The organism is Stenotrophomonas sp. OVS01A (genome assembly GCF_019969775.1).
GTDB classification, from domain to species: Bacteria; Pseudomonadota; Gammaproteobacteria; order Xanthomonadales; family Xanthomonadaceae; genus Stenotrophomonas; species Stenotrophomonas indicatrix.
Genome location: NZ_JAHXYV010000001.1, coordinates 1,332,966 through 1,356,298 on the forward strand (window position 1 = coordinate 1,332,966; position 23,333 = coordinate 1,356,298).

At 67.4% G+C, this 23,333-nt stretch carries 18 protein-coding genes and 1 pseudogene; all 19 read right to left on the reverse strand.

Annotated features, from left to right (window positions below):
- Positions 1–30: 30 nt before the first annotated feature.
- The 19 genes and pseudogenes from LC407_RS06365 to flhF all read right to left on the reverse strand — a co-directional run bounded on the left by LC407_RS06365 (position 31) and on the right by flhF (position 23,197).
- Positions 31–2,295 carry a methyl-accepting chemotaxis protein gene (locus LC407_RS06365; protein WP_099842417.1) on the reverse strand — a complete coding sequence of 755 codons (2,265 nt, stop codon included), beginning with the start codon at positions 2,293–2,295 and terminating at the stop codon, positions 31–33.
- A 517-nt stretch (positions 2,296–2,812) separates the two neighbouring features.
- Entirely contained in the window at positions 2,813–5,188 is a 2,376-nt protein-coding gene (locus tag LC407_RS06370) for a methyl-accepting chemotaxis protein (protein ID WP_223482435.1), read from the reverse strand.
- Between the two features lie 98 nt (positions 5,189–5,286).
- Positions 5,287–5,670, reverse strand: a complete 384-nt coding sequence (locus tag LC407_RS06375; RefSeq protein WP_025878966.1) for a hypothetical protein — start codon at positions 5,668–5,670, stop codon at positions 5,287–5,289.
- 137 nt (positions 5,671–5,807) lie between these two features.
- Positions 5,808–6,299 (reverse strand): chemotaxis protein CheW, encoded by a 492-nt coding sequence (locus LC407_RS06380; RefSeq protein ID WP_025878967.1) that lies wholly within the window; start codon positions 6,297–6,299, stop codon positions 5,808–5,810.
- 353 nt (positions 6,300–6,652) lie between these two features.
- On the reverse strand, positions 6,653–7,426 hold the full coding sequence (locus tag LC407_RS06385) for a flagellar brake protein (RefSeq protein ID WP_025878968.1): 774 nt from the start codon (positions 7,424–7,426) through the stop codon (positions 6,653–6,655).
- A gap of 213 nt (positions 7,427–7,639) precedes the next feature.
- Positions 7,640–9,886 (reverse strand): methyl-accepting chemotaxis protein, encoded by a 2,247-nt coding sequence (locus LC407_RS06390; protein WP_223482436.1) that lies wholly within the window; start codon positions 9,884–9,886, stop codon positions 7,640–7,642.
- 385 nt (positions 9,887–10,271) lie between these two features.
- Complete coding sequence (locus tag LC407_RS06395) at positions 10,272–12,251, reverse strand: chemotaxis protein CheA (protein WP_025878970.1); 1,980 nt, start codon at positions 12,249–12,251, stop codon at positions 10,272–10,274.
- Between the two features lie 45 nt (positions 12,252–12,296).
- The gene (locus tag LC407_RS06400) at positions 12,297–12,662 is read right to left on the reverse strand and encodes a response regulator (protein ID WP_025878971.1); all 366 of its coding nucleotides are present in this window, start codon (positions 12,660–12,662) and stop codon (positions 12,297–12,299) included.
- The gene (locus LC407_RS06405) at positions 12,659–12,967 is read right to left on the reverse strand and encodes an STAS domain-containing protein (RefSeq protein WP_059064119.1); all 309 of its coding nucleotides are present in this window, start codon (positions 12,965–12,967) and stop codon (positions 12,659–12,661) included. The genes LC407_RS06400 and LC407_RS06405 overlap by 4 nt, the downstream gene beginning before the upstream one ends.
- Positions 12,968–13,061: 94 nt before the next feature.
- Positions 13,062–14,426 carry a chemotaxis protein CheW gene (locus tag LC407_RS06410; protein WP_223482437.1) on the reverse strand — a complete coding sequence of 455 codons (1,365 nt, stop codon included), beginning with the start codon at positions 14,424–14,426 and terminating at the stop codon, positions 13,062–13,064.
- Complete coding sequence (locus LC407_RS06415) at positions 14,423–15,205, reverse strand: ParA family protein (RefSeq protein ID WP_059064121.1); 783 nt, start codon at positions 15,203–15,205, stop codon at positions 14,423–14,425. Before LC407_RS06415 ends, LC407_RS06410 begins: the two co-directional genes overlap by 4 nt.
- A gap of 151 nt (positions 15,206–15,356) precedes the next feature.
- Positions 15,357–16,223 (reverse strand): annotated as a pseudogene (gene motD, locus LC407_RS06420) (flagellar motor protein MotD); the annotation flags it as partial.
- 1 nt (position 16,224) lies between these two features.
- On the reverse strand, positions 16,225–16,965 hold the full coding sequence (locus LC407_RS06425; RefSeq protein WP_025878976.1) for a flagellar motor protein: 741 nt from the start codon (positions 16,963–16,965) through the stop codon (positions 16,225–16,227).
- Between the two features lie 146 nt (positions 16,966–17,111).
- Complete coding sequence (locus LC407_RS06430; RefSeq protein WP_059064123.1) at positions 17,112–18,938, reverse strand: chemotaxis protein CheA; 1,827 nt, start codon at positions 18,936–18,938, stop codon at positions 17,112–17,114.
- Positions 18,939–18,940: 2 nt separating this feature from the next.
- Positions 18,941–19,546 (reverse strand): protein phosphatase CheZ, encoded by a 606-nt coding sequence (locus tag LC407_RS06435; RefSeq protein ID WP_223482439.1) that lies wholly within the window; start codon positions 19,544–19,546, stop codon positions 18,941–18,943.
- Entirely contained in the window at positions 19,546–19,938 is a 393-nt protein-coding gene (gene cheY / locus LC407_RS06440) for a chemotaxis response regulator CheY (RefSeq protein ID WP_005413247.1), read from the reverse strand. The genes LC407_RS06435 and cheY overlap by 1 nt, the downstream gene beginning before the upstream one ends.
- A 19-nt stretch (positions 19,939–19,957) precedes the next feature.
- On the reverse strand, positions 19,958–20,701 hold the full coding sequence (locus LC407_RS06445) for an RNA polymerase sigma factor FliA (protein ID WP_025878979.1): 744 nt from the start codon (positions 20,699–20,701) through the stop codon (positions 19,958–19,960).
- Complete coding sequence (locus tag LC407_RS06450) at positions 20,698–21,585, reverse strand: P-loop NTPase (RefSeq protein ID WP_025878980.1); 888 nt, start codon at positions 21,583–21,585, stop codon at positions 20,698–20,700. The genes LC407_RS06445 and LC407_RS06450 overlap by 4 nt, the downstream gene beginning before the upstream one ends.
- Positions 21,572–23,197, reverse strand: coding sequence for a flagellar biosynthesis protein FlhF (gene flhF, locus LC407_RS06455; protein WP_223482440.1), 1,626 nt, complete (start codon positions 23,195–23,197; stop codon positions 21,572–21,574). Before flhF ends, LC407_RS06450 begins: the two co-directional genes overlap by 14 nt.
- Positions 23,198–23,333 lie beyond the last annotated feature (136 nt).

Consider the following 23,333-nt stretch of genomic DNA (forward strand, 5'->3'; position numbering starts at 1 on the left):
GCGGGGCGGCGGCCGGAGCCGCCGCGAGGATCAGAATTCCTGCCAGTCGCCGTCGTTGGAGACGACGGTGCTGGAGTGGGTACGGCGGATCGGTGCGGGCGTCGACAACGGTCGCGAAGGCGCAGGGCTGGCAGCCTTCGGCGCGACCTTGGCGGTCACCGCCTTCACTGCGACAGCGACCTGGTTGTCGAGGCGGAAGATCGCCACGGCGTCGGCCAGCTGTGCGGCCTGGTCTTCCATCGCCCGCGCGGCGGCGGTGGCTTCTTCCACCAGCGCGGCGTTCTGCTGGGTGGTTTCGTCCATCTGCACCACGGTCTGGTTGACCTGCTCGATGCCGGCGGACTGTTCCTGCGAGGCGGCGGAGATCTCGGCCATGATGTCGGTCACGCGCTGCACCGAGGCGACGATCTCGCCCATGGTGCTGCCGGCCTGGTGGACCAGGCTGGAACCCTCGGCGACCTTGCCGACCGAGTCGTCGATCAGCCCCTTGATCTCCTTGGCGGCGGCGGCCGAGCGCTGGGCGAGGGTACGCACTTCGCTGGCGACCACGGCGAAGCCACGGCCCTGTTCGCCGGCACGGGCCGCTTCGACTGCGGCATTCAGCGCCAGGATGTTGGTCTGGAAGGCGATGCCATCGATGACCGAGATGATCTCGGCGATCTTCTTCGAGGAGGCTTCGATGGCCGACATGGTGGTGACCACCTGGCCGACCACTTCACCGCCCTGCGAGGCCACGCCGTGCGCACCGATGGCGAGCTGGTTGGCCTGGCGCGCGTGTTCGGCGTTCTGGCGCACGGTAGAGGTCAGTTCCTCCATCGAGGCGGCGGTTTCTTCCAGATTGGCGGCCTGCTGCTCGGTACGGCGCGACAGATCGCTGTTGCCCGACGCGATTTCGCCGGCAGACAGGGTGATGCTGGAGGCACTGGCCTGGATCTGGCCGACGATCTGGGTCAGCTGGCTGACCGTGGCGTTTGCATCGTCGCGCATGCGGGCGAACACGCCCTGGTAGTCACCGTGCATGCGTGCCGTCAGGTCGCCGTCGGCAATGGACGACAGCAGCTGCGAGAGCTTGCCGAGGTTGTCATCGCTGACTGCCATCATGGCATTGAGGTTTTCCAGCATGGTGCGGAAATCGTGATCGAAGCGCTGTGCATCGCCGCGCTGGCTGAAGTCGCCCGCGGCGGCGGCACTGGCCAGTTGCTTGATCTCGGCGTTGATGCGGCCGAGGTTGGCCTTGACCGTGTCGACGGTGGTGGTCATCGCCGCCTTTTCGCCCGGATAGCGCGCGATGTCGCTGCTGAGGTCGCCCACGGCGTACTGCTGCACGACGTTCAGTACATCGTGCAGGGTCTGCACGTGGCTGCCGACCAGGACGTTGGTTTCCTGCACCATCAGTCCGTATTCGCCGGGGAAGCTGCTGGCGTCGATGCGGTAGCTGAGTTCACCGCCATCGTGGCGGCGCGCCATCTCGCGCTGGCCGCTGATGACCGCGTGCAGCTGCTGCTGCATGCGCGACATGGCTTCGAGCAGGCGACCGGTTTCGTCATGCGGCTGCGGGCCGATGTGGCTGTCCAGCTTGCCGCCGGCAATGCCTTCGGCCACGGCGGTGGCCTGCTTCAGCGGGCGTGCGATGCGGTTGCCGATGACCCAGCTCAATGCCAGCACGATCAGCACCAGTACGCCGCCGGCCAGGGTCATGATGGCGGTGAAGACCAGTGCCTGCTGCTGCACGTCATCCATGTATACGCCGCTGCTGACCACCCAGTTCCAGGGCTTGAACAGGCCGGCGTAGGACGCCTTGTCGTACAGGCCCTCGCTGTTGGCCTTGGCCCACTTGTAGGAGACCACCCCGCCGCCCTTGCGAGCCACTTCCACCAGGTCGTGGAACAGCTGCACGCCGTCCTCGGAGCGGAAGTCCTTCATGTCCTTGCCGATCAGGTCCTTGCGGAACGGATGCATCAACACGCGGTAGTTCGTGTCGTAGACGCTGTAGTAATACGTATCGCTGTCGGCGCGCATGCGCGCCAGCGCATCGAGCGCGGCCTGGCGGGCGGCGGGCTCGGTGAGTTCGCCGCTGGCGGCCAGCCCGTGGTAGTGGTCGAGGATGCCGTAGGTCAGTTCAACCTGGGTCTTCAACGACGACTTGCGGGTTTCATTGAGGTCCAGGTACTGCATGCGGGCAGCGATCACCGAGAGCGCGATCACGCCGAGTGCGATCAGCAGCGTGAGCAGATTGAGCTTGCGTCGGACGGAGAGATTGCTGAAGTAGTGTTGCCAGCGATGCAGGAGATTCATCGAGCAGTACCCGGGTGGTGGTGGGTGGAGGCGCCGGTGCTGATCGGGAGCAGCGGTGACATGACCGTTATCGGCCGCGGGGGCGGGGGATTGAGGTGGGCTGTTCGAACGTATTCAGGTTCGTTTGCAGCGGCGGCTGCGGCGCTGCCTGCGGCAGGCTTTTTGGAGGGAGAGCAACAGCAACTGCGGATGGTCGGCTCTGCAATGTTGAGGGGGAGCCGTGCGGGGATGGGCTGGCGGGACACGCCGTAAACCCGTCCATGGGGGCTCGATGGCGCCATCCATGGCGCCAACGGTCCCGCCAGCCCATCCCCGCACGACTCATCTGACATCCCGGTGTCGGACGGCAAGTGCTTGAGTTTCCAATTGGAGAGAGGGGTCAGATCCGTTTTCCGCAGGAAAACGGATCTGACCCCGGAAGCACTGCGCCGTTGGCTGGACAACACCTGGCGAGGCCGCAAAAGAAAACGCCCCAGCGCAGGGCCGGGGCGTTTTCGTGCCTCAGGTCAGGCAGGAATCAGAATTCCTGCCAGTCTCCATCAGCCAGTTCGGTGGCCATGGATCGGCCGCCGGTGCTGCGGCGGGCCGGGGGTGCCGCCGCTGCCGGAGCCAGGGCTGCCGGTGCAGACGCGCGCGGTGCCGGTGCGCGCGTGGCGACCACGGCTTCGGCTTCGTCGACCACGAAGATCGAGACCGCCTCGCTGAGGTGGCCCGCCTGTTCTTCCATCGCACGTGCGGCGGCGGTGGCTTCTTCCACCAGCGCGGCGTTCTGCTGGGTGGTTTCGTCCATCTGCACCACGGTCTGGTTGACCTGTTCGATGCCGGCGCTCTGCTCCTGCGAGGCAGCAGAGATCTCGGACATGATGTCGGTCACGCGCTGCACCGAGGCAACAATTTCGCCCATGGTGGCACCGGCCTTGTGCACCAGTGCCGAGCCGTCGTTGACCTTGCCGACCGAGTCGTCGATCAGGCCCTTGATTTCCTTGGCGGCGGCGGCCGAGCGCTGGGCGAGGGTACGGACTTCGCTGGCGACCACGGCGAAACCACGGCCCTGTTCGCCGGCACGGGCCGCTTCCACCGCGGCGTTCAGCGCCAGGATGTTGGTCTGGAAAGCAATGCCGTCGATGACCGAGATGATTTCCGCGATCTTCTTCGACGAGGCCTGGATGGCCGACATGGTGGTGACCACCTGGCCGACCACTTCGCCGCCCTGCGATGCCACGCCGTGCGCGCCGATGGCGAGCTGGTTGGCCTGGCGTGCGTGCTCAGCATTCTGGCGCACGGTGGAAGTCAGCTCCTCCATCGAGGCGGCGGTTTCTTCCAGGTTCGCGGCCTGCTGTTCGGTGCGGCGCGACAGGTCGCTGTTGCCGGAGGCAATTTCACCGGCGGCCGAGCTGATCGCACGGCTGGACTGCTTGATGCGGGTGACGATCTCGCTCAGCTGCGCGGCGGTGGCATTGGCATCGTCGCGCATGCGGGCGAACACGCCCTGGTAGTCGCCGTGCATGCGCACGGTCAGGTCACCCTGCGACAGTGCGGCGAGCAGGCCGGAAATCTGTTCGATGCTGCCCGAGTTGGCGTCCAGCAGGCCGTTGATCTGCTGGGCCAGCTGCAGGAAGAAGCCTTCCTTGTCGTTGGCATCGATGCGGCCGGACAGGTCGCCGGCAGCGGCCTGGGCGATCACCCGTGCCACTTCCGCCTCGACCTGCGCTTCCTGGGTGCGGTCGCGCCATTCCACCACGTAGCCGACGGTGTCGCCGTCTTCGTTGCGGATGGTCGACACGACCTGGGCGAACTGGGCATCGCCGTACTGCATTGGGCGGCGGGCAACGCCATGCTGCTTGAGGTTGGCCAGCAGGGTGTTGTCCATCTCGCCGCGGTGTTCAAGCACGGTGACCGGCTTGCCGACCAGCGAGGCGTGGACGTCGAAGTCGGGCAGGTCGCGGCGCAGCTCGTCCTGGTACTGGGCCAGGGTCTGCTGCAGGGCGCGGTTGCTGTAGACGATGGTGTTGTTGGGGTCGGTGAGGTAGACGCCGGTCGAGCTGTAATCCAGCGCGGTGCGGATGCGCAGGTTCTCGCGGGCGATGGCCTGGTCGGTTTCGGTGCGCTCGCGCAGGTCGCGCTGCATGCGCTGCATGGCCTGCATCAGTTCGCCCACTTCGTCCTGGCGGCTGACATCGATGTGACCATCGAGCTTGCCACCGGCGACGTCGTTGGCCACCGAGACGGCGCCACGCACGCTGCCGACCAGGGCACGGGCGAATAGCCACACCAGCACCAGGCCGAGCGCGGCGCCGCCGAGCAGGGCGATGACGGTCAGCACGGCCGAGGCGGAGTAGGTGGAGGCGGCTTCGTCGCGCGAGGCGCGGGCGAGGCGGTTATCTTCGGCGATCAGCGCTTCAAGCGCGGCGCCGGCCTTGCGGTGTTTGGTGCGGGTCTCGCCGACGAAGGTATCGATCGCATCGTCGGGCAGGTCCAGCTCCAGCATTTCGGTGACGCTGTCATAGGAGGCCAGCGCGTCCTTCCAGTCCTTGGCGAAGGTGTCGAACAGCTTCTTCTGCTGTGCGTTGTCGACCAGCTTCGGATAGTCCTTGATCGACTTGTCCATGCTGGTGCGCAGTTCGACGGCCTGCTTGCGGGCGTCGGCCTTGACGTCGTCGCTGGCGCGGATCAGCTGCTGGTAGGCGCTGTTGCGGTACTCGCCGAGCATGCCGCGCATCTCGCCGGCCATGCGGATGCTCTCCATGCGTGAACCAGCCAGTTCGGTGGTCACGTTGTTCAGCGAATGCAGGCCACGGTAGGCGACGATGCCCTGCAGCAGCATCACCAGCAAGAGGACACCGAAGGTCAGCATGAGCTTCGGCATCAGTTTCAGGTTGTTGATCCACGGCATGGGCGTTGCGATCTCCTAAGGCAGACGCGGCCGGGCGCGGGGCCCGGTTGCAACAGCCACGCCGGCACGCTGGCCGGCGCGGTCTGACGGACAGCGGATTACTTGATGTTGGCCAGCTTCAGGCTGGACGGCGAGCTGACTTCGATTTCCGCGCGCGAGGCGTCGCGCTGGATCTTGCCGATCACGCACACGGTCTTGCCTTCCAGGGTTTCCAGCGGGAAGGAGAACTTGCCGCGGTTCTCGCCGGCGATGCGTGCCGAGAAGGTGTGGCGCGGGAAGGCGCCGCCCATGTACAGGAAGGTCGGCTGGCCTTCGGAACCTTCTGCGAAGCGGGCCTTTTCGACCTTGCCGCAGACCATGCCGTCCTTGCCGACGGCGCGCGGTGCCATCTCCGGCGGAATCATCTCGGCCGACTGCGCGAAGGCGGAGGAAGCGGTGGTGGCCAGGACGGCAGCCGAAACGAACGCAAGCAGGGACTTCATCGGGGTGATTCTCCGGGGATGGTGATGGTGGATCCGGCCTTGGCGCGTTCCTGCGCGACCGGCTTCTGTCCCCCTATCGGCGTGGATGAGGGGAACTGAAGGGCTGCGTAACAGAAACGTGAAAAAGGTCCGTTTGCTCAGGCGGCAGCGTCTTCGACGACGTTGGTCTGACCCATGTCGGCGCTGTCCAGCAGGGTTTCGATATCCAGCAGGATCAGCATGCGGTCGTCGTGGGTGCCGATGCCGGAGATGAAGCGGGTGTCGACGGCGGCGCCGAATTCCGGGGTCGGGCGGATCTGCTCGGCCGACAGCGGGATCACGTCGGAGACGCTGTCGACCACGATGCCGACCACGCGGTCTTCCACGTTGAGCACGATCATCACGGTGAAGGCGTCGTAGCGGGCGTCTTCCAGGCGCAGCTTCAGGCGCAGGTCGATCACCGGCACGATGGTGCCGCGCAGGTTGATCACGCCCTTGATGTAGTCCGGGGCATCGGGGACGCGGGTGACGGCGTCGTAGCCGCGGATTTCCTGCACCTTGAGGATGTCCACGCCGTAGTGCTCGGCACCGAGGGTGAAGCTGAGGAATTCGCCATCGGCGCCGGCGGCGGAGCTGTTCTTGTCGTTCATCGAGGGGTCCTGGTTCTGCCGGAAGTGCCGGTGTCAGGCTCGATATCGGCCCCTGGGTGGGGGACTTTAGGCATCTGGTAGTGCCGGCCGCTGGCCGGCAGTTCCTGCATCCACGCATGGCGTGGATCTACCGGGGAGGCATGCATCCACGCATGGCGTGGATCTACCGGGGAGGGATGGCGTGGATCTACTGGGGAGGGGTGGTGCCGGCCGTTGGCCGGCGATTCCTGCATCCACGCATGGCGTGGATCTACTGGCTCCCGCATCCACGGATGGCGTGGATCCGCCGGCTCCTGCATCCACGCGGTTTCGAGGTTGCCGGCCAGCGGCCGGCACTACCCGCCGTGGGGGTGTCAGAGCTCGCCGTTGCGGCGTGCCTTGCGCTGGCGGTCGATGCGGAAGATGTAGCGCTGGATGGCGCTGTCGCCGCCGCGCGGCAGGTCGTCGAAGCGCATGCCGACGCGCTTGACCTCGGTGCCGTTGGGCAGGCGTTGCGGCAGCAGGTTGCAGACCACCAGTTCGATCTGCAGGTCCGGGCCATCGGGCATCGACAGCTGCGCCCGGTAGCGCTGCTGCAGGCTGAAGATGGCGCAGTCGGTGGGCACGGTTACCGCCAGGCCGCCGCCACTGATGTCCACCACCCGCATCGACAAGGCTTCGGCGCGGGCCTCGCCCGGTGGCAGCAGCAATTGCGGTGAGTCGGTGATGGGGGTCTCCAGCCGGTACAGTTCGCGCCGCTGCAGGTGCACCAGTTCATCGGGCAGCGGTGCACGGAACGCCACATGGCCCTCGTTGTCCACGCGCTGCAGGTCATGCAGGCGGAAGCGCACCAGTACCCGTTCCAGCTGGGCGAAGCAGAGCAGGTGGTCGGACTGTTCGGCGGCGCGGTTGGAGGCCTCCTGCGGGCTGCCATCGAGCAGCAGGAAATCCTCGTCGTCGTCCAGTTCAAGCAGGGCGGTGGGGAAGGATCGATCGCGGCCGTCGATATGGGCGTTGATCAGTGATCGCTGGTCGATCAGTGAACGCAGCAGCTGCCGCACCTGGCGGGGGTTGCGGACCAGAAAGCGATCATCCGCGGCATCGGCCGCATGGACTTCGGGCAGTGCAGTGTCGTGGCCGTCGGACATGGAATCTGTGGTCAGGGGCGGGCGCCGACGCGTTTGGGCGCGTGGCTCGAAAGAGGTATCGGCTGCGTTGCGGATTTATGTAGCACCGAACGCACTCGTTTGCTCCGTTGTGCCATGCCCGCGGCGGTCGGGCAAGCGTGGTGCCCGGGCCGGGCATGGCCCGGCGCTGCCTTTCCGCTGACGGGGTGGCGCGCGGCCACCCCGATGCTGCGATCAGAACTCCTGCCAGTCGCCGTCACCGGCCAGGGCCGGCTGCGCAACGGGCTTGCGCACGCGCGCAGGTGCGGCGATGGATGCGGGCGCCGCCCTGCGCGGAGCACTGCTGGCCACGGCCATGGCTGCGCGCGGTATCGCATTGCCCGCGCTCGGTGCGGCCAGGCGGAAGCGTGCGACGGCCTCGCCCAGCTGTGCGGCCTGGTCTTCCATCGCCCGCGCTGCGGCGGTGGCTTCTTCCACCAGCGCGGCGTTCTGCTGGGTGGTTTCGTCCATCTGCACCACGGTCTGGTTGACCTGCTCGATGCCGGCCGACTGTTCCTGCGAGGCGGCGGAGATCTCGGCCATGATGTCGGTCACGCGCTGCACCGACGCGACGATCTCGCCCATGGTGCTGCCGGCCTGGTGGACCAGGCTGGAACCCTCGGCGACCTTGCCGACCGATTCGTCGATCAGCCCCTTGATCTCCTTGGCGGCGGCGGCCGAGCGCTGGGCGAGGGTACGCACTTCGCTGGCGACCACGGCAAAGCCACGGCCCTGTTCGCCGGCACGGGCCGCTTCCACTGCGGCATTCAGCGCCAGGATGTTGGTCTGGAAGGCGATGCCATCGATGACCGAGATGATCTCGGCGATCTTCTTCGAGGAGGCTTCGATGGCCGACATGGTGGTGACCACCTGGCCGACCACTTCACCGCCCTGCGAGGCCACGCCGTGCGCACCGATGGCGAGCTGGTTGGCCTGGCGCGCATGTTCGGCGTTCTGGCGCACGGTGGAGGTCAGTTCCTCCATCGAGGCGGCGGTTTCTTCCAGATTGGCGGCCTGCTGTTCGGTACGGCGCGACAGGTCGCTGTTGCCGGAGGCGATTTCGCCCGAGGCCAGGGTGATGCTCGAGGTGCTGGCCTGGATCTGGCTGACGATCTGGGTCAACTGGGCGACGGTGGTGTTGGCATCGTCACGCATGCGGGCGAACACGCCGTGGAACTGGCCGTCCATGCGTGCGGTCAGGTCGCCCGCGGCGATGGACTGCAGCAGCTGCGACAGCTGGCCAAGATTGCCGTCGGCGACCTCCATCATGCTGTTGAGCTGCTCGATCATCACGCGGAAATCGTGATCGAAGCGCTGCGCATCGCCGCGCTGGCTGAAGTCGCCGGCGGCGGCGGCCGATGCCAGCTGCTGGATCTGCGTGTTGATGGCCAGCAGGCTGGCCTTGGCCGCATCCATCGATTCGTGCAGGATCGCGCGGCTGCCCGGCAACCGGCGCGCATCGGGGGCGAGGTTGCCGGTGGCGTACTGGTTGAGCACGTCGATGGCATCACGGATCGCATCGAGGTGTTCGAAGATCACCGTGTTGATGCCGCCGGCGAGCTGGCCATAGACGCCCGGGAAGTCTTCCGGAATGCGGTGGCTGATATCGGGGCCGGCATGCATCTGTGCCATCAGCTGGGTCTGCTCGGAGAAGCGACGCAGCATCGCGGTCATCTCCGCGGTGGCCGCCAGCATGCGACCCGCCTCATCCTTGCCGGTGGCCTGGGTAGTGACGCTGAGATCGCCGCGGGCGACGGCCTGGATGGCGTGCACGGCCTTGCCCAGCGGGCCGACCACGGCGCGCGAGATGATCACGGCCAGGGTGGCGGCGACCACGACCAGCAGCACGATGGCGGCGATGATGGCCAGCATGCTGTTGCGGTGGGTCGCGTTGGCGTCGTCGATCTTGCCCTGCATCTGGGTTCCCAGCAGCGCACCCAGCGCCTTCAGGTCTTCGAAGGCTTTGCGGCGCAGAGGGCGCGACTGTTCATCGGAAATCTGCCGGGCCGCTTCGCCATCACCGGCGGTGGCCGCTTCGCGCAGCTTGGTATTGGCGGCGAAGTAGCCATCGACGTCAGCCTGCACGGCCTGGTACAGCGTGCGCTCCTTGTCGCCGGACGGCAGCTTGGCATAGGCCGCCAGCTGCTCGCGCACCACTGCAGCGGTGTCGTTCATGCGCTTGTTGTAGTCGGCCACTTTCTCCGGCTGGTCCAGCATGCTGATCTGGGCCAGTTCATAGGTGCGGAACTCACCCAGCTGCGAGCGCACTTCACCGAGGTACTGCACCGATGGAATGTCGTTGGTCGCCATCGAGGTCAGCTTGGCGTTGGCTTCGGACAGGCGGACCAGGGCGAACGCACCCAGCACGACGGTCATCAGGGTGGTCAGGGTGAATCCCACAGTCAGCTTGCGGGCGATGGGCAGATCGTGGAACCACTTCATGCAGGGTGCTCCAGGGTGGGCAGAATACCGGCGGCGGCGCCGCGGGCAAAAGGTCGTTGCAGGAGGGAACGGTGGGGCCGGGTGAAGGATCGGTGACTGCCGTCAACCCGAGATAGCGGCGCAGCTGCGCCGTACTTTATGGACCGATGTCACATTCGCTGGCGTAGGGGAAACCAACGGAAAGCAAGCAGTGGCGGGGCTTTCGCCGTGACGGCGTGGTTTCAGGCGAAACCATGCGCCCGATCAGGTTCACGACGCAGGACGACGGAGTTCACAGTTGCGGGCGCCGCCGCGTTGCGCGTGGGTACGATTGCTGCCTGCGCCCGCGCGCAAACGAAAACCGCCGCCCCGGAGGGCGGCGGTCAGGTACAACGTGTAGCGCAGCTCAGGCGGCCTGCGGCACCCGCAGCGAACGCACCAGGCCGCCGATGTCGACGATCAGGGCAACGCGGCCATCGCCGAGGATGGTGGCACCGGAGACCCCGCCGATGCGGCGGTAGTTGTTCTCGATGTTCTTCACCACGACCTGCTGCTGGCCGACCAGTTCGTCCACTTCCAGCGCGATCTTCTGGCCATCGCCTTCAACCACCACCACCAGCGATTCACTGCCGGGTGCACGCTGGCCATAGCCGTAGTACTCGCTCAGCGACAGGATCGGCAGGTATTCGCCACGCACGCGCAGCACGCGGCCTTCGCCGGCCATGCTGCGGATGTCGTCAGGCTGCGGCTGCAGTGCTTCAAGCACGTAGGCCAGCGGCAGGATCAGGGTTTCGCCGGCCACCGCCACGGTCATGCCGTCGAGGATGGCCAGGGTCAACGGCAGCCGGATCAGCGTACGGGTGCCGGTGCCGAGGCCGCTTTCAATCTGCACCTCGCCACCGAGCGCCTGGATGTTGCGGCGGACCACGTCCATGCCCACGCCACGGCCGGACAGGTCGGTGACCGCGTCGGCGGTGGAGAAGCCGGGCTGGAAGATCAGGTCCCAGACCTGCGAGTCGGTGGGGTTGTCCGGTACGGCCAGGCCGCGTTCCTGCGCCTTGGCCAGGATCTTCTCGCGGTTGAGGCCGCGGCCGTCGTCGCTGACTTCGATGACGATATGACCGCCCTGGTGCGAGGCCGCCAGGGTGATCGTGCCGGTCTCGTCCTTGCCGGCATCGCGACGCACGTCCGGCATTTCCAGGCCGTGGTCGATGGAATTGCGGACCAGATGCACCAGCGGATCGGCGATCTTCTCGATCAGGCCCTTGTCCAGCTCGGTGCCTTCGCCGATGGTGCGCAGGCGCACGTGCTTGCCCAGGCGGCCGGACAGGTCGCGGACCAGACGCGGGAAGCGGCGGAACACTGCGTCGACCGGCAGCATGCGCACGCCGATCACAGCCTCCTGCAGGTCACGGGTATTGCGTTCAAGCAGGTCCAGGCCGGCGAACAGGCTCTCGGCATGCACCGGGTCCAGCGCGTGCGAGACCTGCTTGAGCATGGCCTGGGTGATGACCAGTTCGCCGACCAGGTTGATCAGTGCATCGACCTTGTCGACGCTGACACGGATGGAGGTTTCTGCTTCCTGGCTGGCCCCGGTGCTGGCCGTCGGTGCGGCAGCGGCGGGCGCAGGGGCAGCGACCGGCGCGGCGGCCGGTGCCTGGGTGGCCAGGCTCGGCGGTGCGGCCGGACGGATGTCCAGTTCGCAGTCGTCCAGCACCCAGGCGAAGGTGTCTTCGATCTTGCTGCGCGGCACCTTGCCGACCAGGCCCAGGTCCCACGCCAGGTGGGCTTCAAGCGGGTCGAGCTGGGCGAAGCCGGGCAGGCGATCCATGCGCGCGGCCACCTGCAGCGAACCCAGGTGTTCCAGTTCGCGGATGATGCGCAACGGGTCGTTGCCACTCATGAACAGTGACGGCGCCGGGGTGAAGCCGATCTGCCAGGCTTCCGGCGTGTCGTCCACCTTGCTGGCGGCAGCGGGTGCAGCGGCGGCGGGTGCCTGGCCGGACAGCACCGCTTCCAGGCGCGCCTTCACCGCAGCAACCGCTGCAGGATCGGCGGGCTGGCCGTGCTCGGCCTCGCGCAACAGGGCGCGCAGTACGTCCACCGACGACAGCATCGCATCGACGGCGTTGCCTTCCAGTGCGCGCTTGCCGGCCCGCAGCTCATCGAGCAGCGTTTCCAGCACATGGGTCAGCCCGGCGATGGCATCGAAGCCGAACGTGCCTGCGCCACCCTTGATGGAGTGGGCGGCACGGAACACCGAGTTGATGATCTCCGGGTCCTGTTGTCCCGATTCCAGGGCCAGCAGGCCAGCCTCCATGGCGTCGAGGCCTTCGCGGCTCTCCTCGAAGAAGGTGGCGTGGAAGCGTTGCAGGTCCATGCTCATGGCAGTGGCGATCCGGAAGCGAAGAGGGGGAGCAGTGCGGGGCGATCAGCCCAGCACTTTCTGCACGGTGGCGACCAGCTGTTCGGGATTGAACGGCTTGACCAGCCAGCCGGTGGCACCGGCGGCCTTGCCTTCGGACTTCTTGTCCGCTGCCGACTCGGTGGTCAGCATCAGCATCGGCGTGAACTTGTAGTCCGGCAGCTGGCGCAGTTCGCGGATCAGCGCGATGCCGTCCATGTTCGGCATGTTGACGTCGGTGACCACCGCATTGAAGCGCTGGCCCTTGGCACGTCCGAGCGCGACCGCGCCGTCTTCAGCTTCTTCGACGGCAAAACCGGCCGAGGTGAGGGCGAAGGAAACCATCTGGCGCATCGACGCCGAATCGTCCACCACCAAGATACGTGCGCTCATGCAGCGTTCTCCACAGATTTCAGGTTGTCATGGGGTACGTCCAGGCCCAGGGCCTGGGTGACGCCCAACAGGCGTGCAGCGTCACGGAAGGTTGCAGTGCAACCGTGGAAGCCGGTGCCCAGGCCTGCCTCGCGGCGGGCCTGCACGAAGGCGCACAGCACCTGCACGCTGGCGGTGTGGATGCGGCCGACCTGGCTTGCATCCAGGGTCAGCTCGCCTGCTTCCGCCACCAAGGGCGAAAGGCGGTTCTTGAGCTCGGTGCTGCTCTCGATGCCGAGATCCTCACCCAGTTCGACAGTGCTCATCGTTGCTCCGGACAAACGGTTCCAGCATTCATAACGGCACCGTGGGGCGGTTCTTTAGGGGTATCGGCGCGAAGCGCCGATTCAGAGCACGGATTCACCCCAGCAGCTGCGTGGCGTCGAGCAGGATCATCGGCCGCTGGCTGATGCGGGCCACGCCGCGGAACAGTTCATTGGAGATCTGGCAGATGCGGGCGGTATCGGGTGGCTCGATCTGCGAGTCGGTCAGGTTGGCGACGTCCTCCACGGCCGACACACGCAGGCCCAGGGTCTCGCCGTTCTCCTCAAGCACGACGATGCGGGTCTGCGCGTCATCCTCGGCGGAGGCCGCGCCCAGGTGCAGGCCGAGATCCATCACCGGCACCACCTGGCCACGCAGGTTCATGATGCCGAGCATTTCCGGGGCAGTGCCGCGCAGTGGCAGCAACGGCACCGGCAGCACCACTTCCTGCACCTTCAGCAGTTCCAGCGCATAGGCCTGGGTGCCACAGCGCAGGCGCAGCCAGCGCGACGTGCGTTCGCCGGCGCGGCGGTTCTGCGGATGCGGGCTGCTGGCGGGCTGATGCGCCTGGGCCTGCAGCTCCTGCCAGGAACCGGGGCGGTTGCTGGAGGGGGTGTCCACCGCGAACTGCGGCGGCGGTGCGACAGCGGCGCGGGTCATCGATGGCATCGGTGCTGGTGCGGGGCGCGCGGCGGCCTTGGCAACGGCCGGCGCAGCGATGTCAGCAACCACTTCGCCGTCGGCGGCGGCTTCGAAGGCGGCCTGCAATCCGGGGCTGTCGGTGTGCGCCAGGCTGTCGGCGGCGTCGGTTTCGTAGATCACTTCGTCCGGCAGGTCATCCCAGGTGGGTTCCGGCGCGGGCGGTGCGACAGCGACAGTGGCCACGGGCGCGGTTTCATGGACGACCTCGGCCGGCAGGTCATCCCAGGTGGGCTCGCGCTCTGTGTCGACCGCAGGCACGTTGGCGGCGTCGAAAGCAGCCTCCAAGGCCGCATCATCATTGGCCGGAGCGGTTGCGGCGGCGTCGGTTTCGTAGATCACTTCGGCCGGCAGATCGTCCCAGGTTGGCTCGCGCCCGGTATCGGCCGCAGGCGTGGCAACGGCGTCGAAGGCGGCTTCCAGCGCCGCATCATCATTGGCCGGGGCCACTGCGACGGCGTCGGTTTCGTAGATCACTTCGGCCGGCAGATCGTCCCAGGTCGGCTCGCGCCCGGTGTCGGCCGCAGGCGTGGCAGCCGCGTCGAATACGGCTTCGAGCGAAGCATCGTCGTTGGCCGGGGCCACTGCGACGGCGTCGGTTTCGTAGATCACTTCGGCCGGCAGATCATCCCAGGTCGGCTCGCGCTCGCCGTCGGCTGCTGCGCTCGTCGGGCGTGGCGCGGCATCAGTGGCGACCGGTGCGACGGCAATGTCGCCGAGCAGTTCGTCCAGATAGTCGTCCAGCATGCCGGTGGTGTTCATGCCGCCTGCTCCAGGGCACGTGCGTCCTCACCGAGGATCCAGTTCAACGCACGCCGATAGGCTGCCAGGCCGCGTCCCGGGTAGTCCTCACCGATGCTCGGCAGGGTCAGGCCGGCCGCGTTGCTGATGCGGGTGTCGATCGGAATCGCGTCTTCCCAGACGCGGCTCGCGTGGCGGTCCTGCATGGCGCGCAGCGATTCATTGCCGGTGCGGGTGCGGCGGTCGAACAGCGTCGGCAGGATCGAGATCGGCAGCGGCCGGCGGCGCGAACGCTCGACCATCTCGCCGGTGCGGACCATGCCATCCAGGCCGTGCAGGGCCAACGGCTCGGCCTGGGTGGGAATGATCAGCCGATCGGCCGCGGCCAGTGCGTTGATCATCAGCAGGCCCAGGGTCGGTGCGCAGTCCAGCAGGATGTAGTCGTGCTGGCCCTGGTGGCGGGCAAGCGCGTTCTGCAGGGCCAGGCCGAGGCCGGGCTGGTTGGCGCTGCGTCGTTCCAGCGTGGCCAGCGAGGCCTGCGCGCACACGTAATCGAGTCCGCCGATGTTGCTGGCATGGCTGAGCGCGGACAGGTCGGCCGGCGGTGCGGCGAACAGTTCCAGCACGCCGGCCGGTGCCGGCTCGATCGGCACGCCGAAGGCGCGGGTCAGCGAGGCATGTGGATCGAGATCGATCAGCAGCACGCGGTGGCCGAGCGCGGCCAGGCCGCGACCGAGGGCGAGGGTGGTGGTGGTCTTGCCGACTCCGCCCTTCTGGTTGGCGACTGCCCAGATGCGCATCGGATTACTCCTTCATTGCCGGGGGAACGGCGGCGCCGACACGGCTGCCAGCCGGCACCGGTGGCAACTGCACCGGTGCGATGGGGGAAGTGGGGGTGGTGGCCGGTGCTGCGGCGGCCTGTTCGCTGGCGCCGCGGGCAGTGCCGGTGGCGGCATTCAGGCGTTCGCCGAGCGGGTCCACCGAATGACTGGTGTCGGCCAGGATGATGACCATCACCCGCCGGTTGCGATTGCGGCCCTGTGCGCTGTCGTTGTCTTCGCGGGGGCGGAACTGGCCGTAGCCGACCATCGCCAGCCGCGACGGCTGCAGCCCCTGGTCGGCAAACAGATGCACCACGCTGGCCGCGCGCCCGGCCGACAGTTCCCAGTTGGACGGGAAGGTGGCAGTGGCAATCGGCATGTTGTCTGTGTGGCCTTCCACGCGCACGCTGTTGGGCACGTCGCGCAGCACACCGGCCAGGCTGGCCAGGGTGTCGCGCGCATGCACGTCCAGCGCCGCCGAGCCGGTCGGGAACAGGATGTCGCTGTTGATCTCCACTTCGATCCACAGCTCGGTGCGGCGCACGCTGATCATGCCGCGGTCGATCAGTGGCGCCAGCGCGGCGGTCAGGCGATCGGCGATGCTGTTGAGCTGGCGCTCGGCACGCGCGATCTGTTCCTGGTTGTGCACCGACACCGGCATGCGCATCTGCGAGGCCATCGCCGGCAGCAGGGTGGGGTCGTGCGAGGGCGCGGGAGCGGACGGCCCGATCTTGGTGCCGGACTTGATCACCGACGGGCTGTCCCAGCCGCCGCCCTGCACCTGCTTGTTGCCCACCTGCACCGGATTGATGGTGCGCGGCGCACCACCGAAGGCATCGGTGAGGGCGTCGGCCATGATCCGGTACTTGCCCTCGTTGACTGAGGAGATCGCGTACATGACCACGAAGAAGGCGAGCAGCAGCGTCATCAGGTCGGCATAGGGGATGGCCCATGCCTCGTGATTGGCGTGCTCTTCGTGGTGCTTGCGGCGGGCCATGTCAGTGCAGGAAGCCGGAGAGGTTGGTTTCGATGTTGCGCGGGTTCTCGCCCTGGGCAATCGAGATCAGGCCTTCGATGACCATTTCGCGGTCGCGGCTGGAATGGGCGATGACGCCCTTCAGCTTGGCGGCGATGGGCAGGAACAGCAGGTTGGCCGAGGCGATGCCGTAGATGGTGGCGGTGAACGCGGCGGCGATGCCGTGGCCGAGCTTGCTCGGGTCGGCGAGGTTCTTCATCACCGCGATCAGGCCGAGCACGGCGCCGATGATGCCCAGCGTGGGTGCATAGATGCCCATGCTTTCAAACACCTTGGCAGCGGCCTGGTCCTGGTGCTCCTGGCTGCCCAGTTCGATCTCCAGCATGTGCCGGATCGATTCGGGTTCAACGCCGTCCACCAGCAGCTGCAGGCCCTTGCGCAGGAACGGGTCCTGCTGCGCTTCCACCTGCGATTCCAGGCCGAGCAGGCCCTGGCGGCGGGCGATGTTGCTCCATTCCACGATCTGCTGGATCAGTTCGCGACGGTCGCTGTGCGGCGGCCGCACGACCCAGCGCACGATCTTGAAGGCGTGCTTGAACACCGCTGGCGAGGTGTGCAGCAGGATGGCGGCGATGGTGCCGACGATGACGATCACGAACGCCGCAGGCGACCACAACGACGCCAGGCCGGCGCCCTTGAGGATGCTGCCACCGACCAGCGAGGCCAGGGCGAGGAAAAGTCCAATGAGGCTGAGTCTATCCATGGGTCCGGTATCGGCTTGTATGAATGGGACTTGAGACACCGGTAGGTCGTGTACAGACGGTAGTCACAGTTTTGGGGTCGCCGGGCATGGCCCGGCGCTACCCTGCGGGGCCGTTTCCGGTAGCGCCGGGCCATGCCCGGCGGGCTTCAGCGCAGCCCGTCCACGTCCAGGATCAGCGCCATGCGACCATCGCCGATCAGGGTTGCACCGGCATAACCACGCAGGCCGCGCAGGGCCTTGGGCAGTGGCTTGATGACCACTTCCTCACGCCCGCGCACCTGGTCCACCACCAGCCCGAAGCGTGCTTCACCGGCCTGCAGCACGACGATGGTCAGCAGGGGCGAGGTGGCCGGCGTCACATCCAGCCATTGCCGCAGGTCGACCAGCGCCAGCGTGTGCGAGCGGCGGTCGAGCACGGCGCGGCCGTCGAACCAGCCCAACGAGGTGCGCGGCGCATGCAGCACTTCCATCACACGGGCCAGCGGCAGTGCGTAGACGTCTTCGCCGGCCTGCACCAGCAGGGTCGGCAGGATCGCCAGGGTCAGCGGTACGCGGATCATGAAACGGCTGCCGCGGCCCAGTTCCGACTGGATCTGGATCTGCCCGCTCAGCTCGCGGATGCGCGACTGCACCACGTCCATGCCGACGCCGCGGCCGGAAATGTCGGTGACCTGCTGCTTGGTCGAGAACCCTGGCAGGAACACTAGGTGCAGGCATTCCTCGCTGCTCAGGCGGGCGGCGGCTTCCGGATCGATCAGGCCCTTCTCGCGCGCCTTGGCGCGCAGTTTTTCCGGATCGATGCCGGCGCCATCGTCCTGCACTTCGATGCTGACGTAGTCGCCTTCCTGCTGTGCCGACAGGCGCACGTGACCCATCCGCGGCTTGCCCTGCGCTTCGCGCAGGTCAGGCATTTCCACGCCATGGTCGATGGCGTTGCGGACCAGGTGCACCAGCGGGTCGGCCAACGCTTCGACCAGGTTGCGGTCGAGCTCGGTTTCGGCGCCGATCAGTTCCAGGTCCACTTCCTTCTTCAGCGAACGCGCAACGTCGCGCGCCACCTTCGGGAAGCGCGAGAACACCTTGCCGACCGGCTGCATGCGGGTGCGCATCACCGCCGACTGCAGGCGGGCGGTGGCGATATCCAGCGTGGACACGGCGCGGTCCAGCTCTTCATCGCGCAGGCGCGCGCGCAGCGTCTTCAACCGGTTTCGTGACAGCACCAGTTCGCCGATCAGGTTGACGATGGCGTCCAGGCGCTTGGTGTCCACGCGCACGGTGTGTTCGGCTTCGGCGACAGGCTTGTTGGGTGCGGGCTTGGCAGCGGGCGGGGCCGGCGAGGGCGCCGGTCGCGGTGCCGGTGCCGCAACAGCCGCCGCGGTGGTGTTGCTGCCCGGGGCGGCGCCGCCATGCAGCTGGTCGAGCAATGCCTCGAACTCGTCCTCGCTGATCATGTCGTCGGCCTTCTTCGCCGCCGCCACGGTTGTCGGCGCCTTGCCGCCATGCAGCTGGTCGAGCAGGGCCTCGAATTCGTCGTCGGTGATCAGGTCGCCGCCGCCCGCACCCGGCGTCGCGGCCGCAGGCGCGGCAGCGCCGCCGCCATGCACGTCGAACTGGGCGACCAGTTCGGGCGGGGCAAAGCCCGGCTCGGTGCCCGAAGACACCGCGTCAAGCATCGATTGCAGGTAATCCAGTGACTGCTGGGCGGCATCGAAGTGATGCGCCTGCAGGACGGCCTGGCCGGCGCGTGCGGCGCCCAGCGCTTCCTCGGCGGCGTGGCACAGCTCGACCATTGCGGTGATGCCGAGGAAACCTGCGCCGCCCTTCAGCGTGTGGTAGCCGCGGAACACCGCGTTGAGCTGTTCATTGTCCTGCGGTGCCTGTTCCAGCGACACCAGCTGTTCGCCGAGGCGATCCAGGATCTCCTGGGCCTCGATGATGAAATCGGCAGTGATGTCGTCGGCTACTGCGCCCATGGTTACAGCCCCAGATCCGACAACAGGTCGTCGGCGTCGTTCTGCGAGACCGCATGGCGGTCCAGTCCCTTCAGTGCCGGCCCAGCCAGTTCCGGATCGGTGCGATGCTGCTCCGGCGGCAGGCCGAGCGCGCCGAAGCCTTCGTGCACGCGGCGGACGATGCCCACCACGCGACGGATGATCTGCCCGGTCAGGTCCTGGTAGCTCTGGGTCAGGGCGATCTCGGTGAGGTTGTGGCGGATGCGGTCGAGCTGCACGTCCTGGCCCGGCTGCAGGCCGTCGGCGCGCAGCTGTTCGGTCAGGCTGCGGCACTCTTCGGCCAGGTCCAGGGTGCGGTGGGTGGCCTGTTCGGTCATCGCCACCACGTGGTCCAGGCGCGCGCAGGCATCGTCCAGCTCGCCGGCTTCATCGGGCACGGTCGGCAGTTCGCCCAGCGCCTGGCCCAGCTCGCGGGCCAGCCGCGAAAGGCCGCTCATCATCGGCTGGGTGCGCAGCGCGACCAGGCCGTCGATGCGCTTGCGCCATGCCGCCTCGTCGCCGGATTCCAGTGCATCCAGGGCTTCCTGCAGGCGCAGGGCGAGGGCGCTCTTGTCGACCGTGGTATCCATCAAGCGCTGGCCGCCAGGCGTTCGAAGATCTTGCCGAGCTTCTCTTCCAGCGTCTGTGCGGTGAACGGCTTGATGATGTAACCGTTCACGCCGTTCTGCGCCGCTTCGATGATCTGCTCGCGCTTGGCTTCGGCAGTCACCATCAGCACCGGCAGGGTCTTCAGCTTGGCATCGGCACGGATGGCCTTGAGCAGTTCGATGCCGGTCATCACCGGCATGTTCCAGTCGGTGACCACGAAGTCGAACGGCTGGCTCTGCAGCAGCGACAGCGCGGCATGCCCGTCCTCGGCTTCGGCGGTATTGGTGAAGCCCAGATCGCCCAGCAGGTTCTTGACGATACGACGCATGGTCGAGAAGTCGTCGACGATCAGGATGCGCATGTTCTTGTTCAAAGCAGAGTTCCTTTGTTGATCAGCTCTCGAGGCCGGCGTCGGCCGCCTCGAAAATCTTCAGTCGGCCACGCAGGCGCAGGACCGCCTGGCCGTGGATCTGGCAGACCCGCGACTCGCTCACGCCGAGCACTGCGCCGATCTCTTTCAGGTTCAGTTCCTGCTCGTAGTAGAGCGACAGCACCAGCTGTTCGCGCTCGGGCAGGTGGCCGATGGCATTGCCCAGCTCGCGGCCGAATTCACCGCGCTCCAGCACCTGCTGCGGGGTCGGGCCGCCCTGGGCGACGGTGTCCAGCTCGCCCTGGTCTTCAATGCGCGACTCCAGGCTCAGTACCTGGCCGCGCGAGGCGTCCTCCATCAGGCGCAGGTACTCGGGCAGCGGCATCTCCATCGCCGCGGCCACTTCGGTGGCGCTGGCGGCGCGGCCGGTGCTCTGCTCCAGGCGGCGGATGGTGGCCGCAGCGTCACGTGCACGGCGGTGCACCGAACGCGGTACCCAGTCGCCACGACGGATCTCATCGATCATCGAACCGCGGATGCGGATCGAGGCGTAGGTCTCGAACGAGGCACCCTGGTCGGCGTCGTAGCTGCGCGAGGCTTCGATCAGGCCCATCATGCCGGCCTGGATCAGGTCGTCCACCTCAACGCTGGCCGGCAGGCGTGCGGCCAGATGGTGGGCGATGCGCCGCACCAGGTCCGAGTGCTGGGCGATGACCTCGTTGGCCGCCGTGCGCTGGACCTCTCTGTACTGGGCGGCGCCTTTCATGCTGCCACCCCGCGCTGCTTGATGATGCGTTCGAGGAAGAACTCGACGCCACCGCGCGGCTCGGTCGGTGCCTGCCAGCGGGCGGTGCGGCGGGCGATCTCGGTGATCGCCAGTGCCGACGGGCTGGACGGATAGGCCTTCACCACCGGCTGCTGGCGCTGCACCGACAGGCGCAGCCAGTCGTCCTGCGGCACGCAGCCGAGGTAGTTCAGCGAGACATCGGCGAGGAATTTCTCGCAGACGCGGGTCAGCTTCTCGTACAGCACGCGGCCTTCGTTGGGGTCGCGCACCATGTTGGCCACCACCTGGATGCGGTCCACGCCACGTTCGCGTGACAGCACCTTGATCAGCGCATAGGCGTCGGTGATCGAGGCCGGTTCATCACAGACCACCACCACGGTGTCCTGCGCGGCCTGGCAGAAGGTCAGCACGCCATCGGTGATGCCGGCGGCGGTGTCCACCACCATGATGTCCAGCTCGCGCTCCAGTTCGGAGAACACGTTGACCAGGCCGACATGCTCGGCCGGGGCCAGCTCGGCCATGTGCCGGCGGCCGGACGCAGCCGGTACCACCAGCACGCCGTTCGGGCCTTCGATGATCACGTCATCCAGGCTGCAGCGGCCAGCGACCAGGTCGGCCAGGGTGTTGGTGGGGCTCAGGCCCAGGATCACGTCGATGTTGGCCAGGCCCAGGTCGGCGTCCAGCAACAGGGTGCGTTTGCCCATTCCCGCAAGCGCCACGGCCAGGTTGGCCGATACGTTGGTCTTGCCGACGCCGCCCTTGCCGCCGGTCACGGCAATCGTGCGCACAGGGCCGAGCGGCTCGCTGCGGGTCGCCGTCAGCGGGAAGGTGGTGGTCAGCTTGGCGTACTCACGCGACGGCATGGTTCAACTCCGGGTTGCAGGGCATATCGGCCGCGCGGCGCAAATCTTCAAGGCGAAGTACAAGATTGGCTGCACTGGCCCGGTGCAGGTCGTCCGGGACGTCCTGGCCATCGGTCACCCAGGTGATCGGCAGCTTGTGGTCCACCGCCACCGACAGGGCGTTGCCGAAGCGGCCGGTCTCGTCCAGCTTGCTCAGCACCAGGCCCTGCAGGTTGGCCGCGCCGAAGCGGCGGACCACTTCGTCCATGTCGCCGAAGCTGGTGTTGGCCGGCAGTACCAGCAGGGTGCGGACTTGGCGGGCGGCGCGCAGCCACTGCAGCTGGGCGGCCAGCGCACGGTCGCGCGGGCCCAGGCCGGCGGTGTCGATCAGCACCAGCTTGTAGTCCTTCAGGCGTTCCAGCAGCTGGTCCAGGTCGGTGCCGCTGTTGGCCTCGTGCACGGCGATGCCGAGCTGGCGGCCGTAGCCGTACAGCTGTTCGCGGGCGCCGATGCGCATCGTATCGGTGGTGACCAGGGCGACGTCGCGGGCGGCATGGGCTTCGGCGAAGCGCGAGGCCAGCTTGGCGATGGTGGTGGTCTTGCCGGCGCCGGTCGGGCCGACCAGGGCGATCACGCCGCCTTCCTCCATCGGATCGACCGGGGCGATCGGCAGCTTGCGCGAGATCAGCCCCAGCATCAGGCCGCGGCCGCGATGCGCTTCGGTTTCCAGCGGGATCTGCATGGCCACGTCGCGGGCGATGCCGGCGTCGAAGCCGTACTCGTCCATCAGGTCCAGCGCGGTGGCACGCACCGGGCTGCCGCGCAGGCGCTCGTCGGTGAAGCGGTTCATCTCGCGCTCGATCACCTGGCGCATGCCGGCCACTTCCTGGCGCAGGTGGCGGATCTCGGCGTCATCGGCGACCAGGGTCAGCGCGGGTGCTGGCGCCAGCGCCGGCATCGGTGCCGGTGCAGCCTCGGTCGGCTGCACGGCAACCTGCGCGTGTGAGGCTTCGTCTTCGGGTGCCGTGGTGGCCTGGAGGGCAACCGGCAACGGCGGCGGCGTCACTGCCGGCATCTGCGCGCTGTCTTCCAGCGGCGGGTCGATCTGGAAGCGGGCGCGGTTCACCGGCGCGGCTGCCGCAGGCGAGGGTGAGGGCGCCACGATGGCGTCGGCGAACGGGGCGAAGATCTGTTCCGGCAGCGTCGATTCATTGACGGCGGCGCGCGCCAGGGTGGCGGCGAAGCCGGTGCTGCCACGCGTCGGCACGATCTCGTCGGCGCTGTCCAGGGTGCGGCCGGTAGCGCCGACGGCGGCGCGGGCGAGGGCGGCAACGGCCGAGGTGGTGGCGGCCACCGGCTCCGGTGCCGGGGTGCTGCTACGGCGGCGGGTGACTGCGGCGATCACTGCGTCGGCGGCGCTACGCGGCTTCGGCGCGGGCGGCGGTGCCACGTCGCGGCGCGACGCTTCCAGGGCGCGCTGCACGGCGCTCTCATCGTAGTTGGCGGCGGCCACGATCTCGATGCCTTCCTCGATCCGGCGGTTGGACAGGATCACGGCATCAGGACCATGTTCCTTGCGCACCAGGTTCATAGCCGAGCGCATGTCGGCGGCGACGAATCGTTTGATTTTCATGCTGTGGTCACGGGACGAAGTCGGCGGAGTGGCGGTCGGAGAACGCGGATGGTCGGTGGTCTGCACGGTTCGGGTTCCCCTTGGAATCTGTCTGTTGCGGGTGTTTGAAAGTGGTGTCTGTTTTCTGGCGCGCTGC

Excerpts from the sequence above, each read along its gene's own strand:
- LC407_RS06400 (WP_025878971.1), bottom strand. The coding sequence starts at position 12,662 with ATGAGCGCACGTATCTTGGTGGTGGACGATTCGGCGTCGATGCGCCAG.
- LC407_RS06390 (WP_223482436.1), bottom strand. The coding sequence starts at position 9,886 with ATGAAGTGGTTCCACGATCTGCCCATCGCCCGCAAGCTGACTGTGGGA.
- LC407_RS06375 (WP_025878966.1), bottom strand. The coding sequence starts at position 5,670 with ATGAAGTCCCTGCTTGCGTTCGTTTCGGCTGCCGTCCTGGCCACCACC.
- LC407_RS06410 (WP_223482437.1), bottom strand. The coding sequence starts at position 14,426 with ATGAACACCACCGGCATGCTGGACGACTATCTGGACGAACTGCTCGGC.
- LC407_RS06425 (WP_025878976.1), bottom strand. The coding sequence starts at position 16,965 with ATGGATAGACTCAGCCTCATTGGACTTTTCCTCGCCCTGGCCTCGCTG.
- LC407_RS06405 (WP_059064119.1), bottom strand. The coding sequence starts at position 12,967 with ATGAGCACTGTCGAACTGGGTGAGGATCTCGGCATCGAGAGCAGCACC.
- LC407_RS06445 (WP_025878979.1), bottom strand. The coding sequence starts at position 20,701 with ATGAAAGGCGCCGCCCAGTACAGAGAGGTCCAGCGCACGGCGGCCAAC.
- flhF (WP_223482440.1), bottom strand. The coding sequence starts at position 23,197 with ATGAAAATCAAACGATTCGTCGCCGCCGACATGCGCTCGGCTATGAAC.
- LC407_RS06370 (WP_223482435.1), bottom strand. The coding sequence starts at position 5,188 with ATGCCGTGGATCAACAACCTGAAACTGATGCCGAAGCTCATGCTGACC.
- LC407_RS06435 (WP_223482439.1), bottom strand. The coding sequence starts at position 19,546 with ATGGATACCACGGTCGACAAGAGCGCCCTCGCCCTGCGCCTGCAGGAA.
- LC407_RS06450 (WP_025878980.1), bottom strand. The coding sequence starts at position 21,585 with ATGCCGTCGCGTGAGTACGCCAAGCTGACCACCACCTTCCCGCTGACG.
- LC407_RS06395 (WP_025878970.1), bottom strand. The coding sequence starts at position 12,251 with ATGAGCATGGACCTGCAACGCTTCCACGCCACCTTCTTCGAGGAGAGC.
- LC407_RS06385 (WP_025878968.1), bottom strand. The coding sequence starts at position 7,426 with ATGTCCGACGGCCACGACACTGCACTGCCCGAAGTCCATGCGGCCGAT.
- LC407_RS06430 (WP_059064123.1), bottom strand. The coding sequence starts at position 18,938 with ATGGGCGCAGTAGCCGACGACATCACTGCCGATTTCATCATCGAGGCC.
- LC407_RS06365 (WP_099842417.1), bottom strand. The coding sequence starts at position 2,295 with ATGAATCTCCTGCATCGCTGGCAACACTACTTCAGCAATCTCTCCGTC.
- LC407_RS06415 (WP_059064121.1), bottom strand. The coding sequence starts at position 15,205 with ATGCGCATCTGGGCAGTCGCCAACCAGAAGGGCGGAGTCGGCAAGACC.
- LC407_RS06380 (WP_025878967.1), bottom strand. The coding sequence starts at position 6,299 with ATGAACGACAAGAACAGCTCCGCCGCCGGCGCCGATGGCGAATTCCTC.